We start from the raw sequence: 1634 nt of genomic DNA on the forward strand, positions 1-1634 counted from the left end.
TTCTATCTGTTTAATTTGTTCAACTTCCTTGTCAGGCTTTATTTTTGTTTTAACATCAACAAAAGGTTTAGCGGCATTTGCACGCTTGAGACGTGCGTAGACTTGATTGGAAATCTCAACAAATGGATTATTGGGAGTTGAAGTTTCAAAACGAACAGTGCTTTTATTATCGCCAACAACACACATTGGCTTGGTGATGATTGCTTTCATCTTCGCTCCTTTTGAGGCAATGAATTAATGACATCATTGGTTACTGAATGGCGTTTGATATGTGCAAAATAGATTAGTCTGTTTTATCAATAAAAACAGTACTTTAAGCCCTCTTGAAAGCTTAAGATTTTATCAAATTTTAGGGGATATTTTTGAATTTTAGACGCAATACAACCAGTGCCGTACTGCCACTAAATACGATTTTTCACGTATTGTCAATAGAAAAATCACGATATTGTGTATTTTTAATTTTTTTGATCAAAACTTAGTATTTTAAAAGCCAATCTTTAATTTTATACAAATAACAACATTTATGTTGTGTTTAAACATTTTAGATGTTATATTATATTTATGAACAGTCAAGAATTAAAAAGATATCTTACGAAACATGGTTGCAGTTTTACCTCAGGGAAAGGTGGCCATTTGCTTGTAAAACGTGGTTCTAAAAAATCCGTTTTACCTATGCATGGTACGCGGAAAGAATTAGGAACGGGATTAGTTCAAAAGATTCTTAAAGATCTTGACCTAAGGTAAGTCTGAATATGGAGATGTAAATGAAATATGCACTTAAGTTTATCAAAGATGACAATGATACTCTTCTTGTCGTTTCCAAAGACTTTCAAGAATTTATTACCTATGGTAACGACGAAAAAGAGGCTTTGGAACACGCTAAAAATGCCCTTTTAACAGTTATTATGGGGCGTTTCCAAGATCGAGAAGTGGTCCCTTTTGGAGCTCGTGATGCTGCCTATCCTTTTGTTGAAGTATCTTCATTAGTTATTTTAAAAATTGCAATACACAACGCTATGGTTGAAAAGAATTTACGCAAAGCTGATCTCGTGCGTCTTTTAAAACTTCACCCAATACAAATTGACCGATTATTGGATTTAAACCACGCAACAAAATTAGATGCTTTAGAATCCACTCTCATTGCTCTTGGAAAAGAGATCACTATCAATGTTCAAAATGCTGCTTAAAATTTAGCGGTTTTGTATAAAATGTTTATGAAGTGCATTCAGAGCAACATACAGCGAACCGACAAGATGTGGCAGTGATTGATCTTCACTAACAAGATACTTGTAAGTGCGGCATAAAGATTATGCTGTCTATAAAGGCATTGTGCTTCTTTTAGCACCTCTTTCATTGCTTCATAGTAATGAGTAGTTTTTTCAATCCATTGTTTTTTTGCCTCTTCATTTAAAGATGGAGTAAAGTCATCATAAATTGCATTTGGTAAGGCTTTTGCACAGAGATAATTATTTCTCACTTCAAGATATTTTTGTGCAGCATCATATTGGTCTTGATTAATCACACCTTGCAGATAAAGCCGCCCGATATAGGTACCGGAAAGCGGATTTTTAGCCTCTTCTATGGTCAAGCCAAAGCGTTTGGCACGCATTTCAATTGCCAATTTATCCATGGGT

At 34.5% G+C, this 1634-nt stretch carries 3 protein-coding genes and 1 pseudogene; 2 read left to right on the forward strand and 2 right to left on the reverse strand.

From position 1 onward, the window contains the following. Window positions 1-210, reverse strand: a pseudogene (locus ACFIMM_RS03540) (hypothetical protein); the annotation flags it as partial. 351 nt (window positions 211-561) lie between these two features. On the opposite strand from ACFIMM_RS03540, the gene ACFIMM_RS03545 reads away from it, so the two are divergent. Beyond that, window positions 562-744, forward strand: a complete 183-nt coding sequence (locus tag ACFIMM_RS03545) for a type II toxin-antitoxin system HicA family toxin (RefSeq protein WP_038473319.1) — start codon at window positions 562-564, stop codon at window positions 742-744. Between the two features lie 20 nt (window positions 745-764). Continuing rightward, the gene (locus tag ACFIMM_RS03550; RefSeq protein WP_100131245.1) at window positions 765-1187 is read left to right on the forward strand and encodes a HicB family protein; all 423 of its coding nucleotides are present in this window, start codon (window positions 765-767) and stop codon (window positions 1185-1187) included. A gap of 38 nt (window positions 1188-1225) precedes the next feature. Here the strand turns inward: ACFIMM_RS03550 and ACFIMM_RS03555 are convergent. Beyond that, on the reverse strand, window positions 1226-1634 hold a 409-nt coding region (locus ACFIMM_RS03555; RefSeq protein WP_375692622.1), incomplete at its 5' end, for a hypothetical protein.

The sequence above is a fragment of the Bartonella sp. AP258QHHD genome, from assembly GCF_042196145.1.
In the GTDB taxonomy this organism is placed as follows: Bacteria; Pseudomonadota; Alphaproteobacteria; order Rhizobiales; family Rhizobiaceae; genus Bartonella.

Excerpts from the sequence above, each read along its gene's own strand:
- ACFIMM_RS03550 (WP_100131245.1), top strand. The coding sequence starts at position 765 with ATGAAATATGCACTTAAGTTTATCAAAGATGACAATGATACTCTTCTT.
- ACFIMM_RS03545 (WP_038473319.1), top strand. The coding sequence starts at position 562 with ATGAACAGTCAAGAATTAAAAAGATATCTTACGAAACATGGTTGCAGT.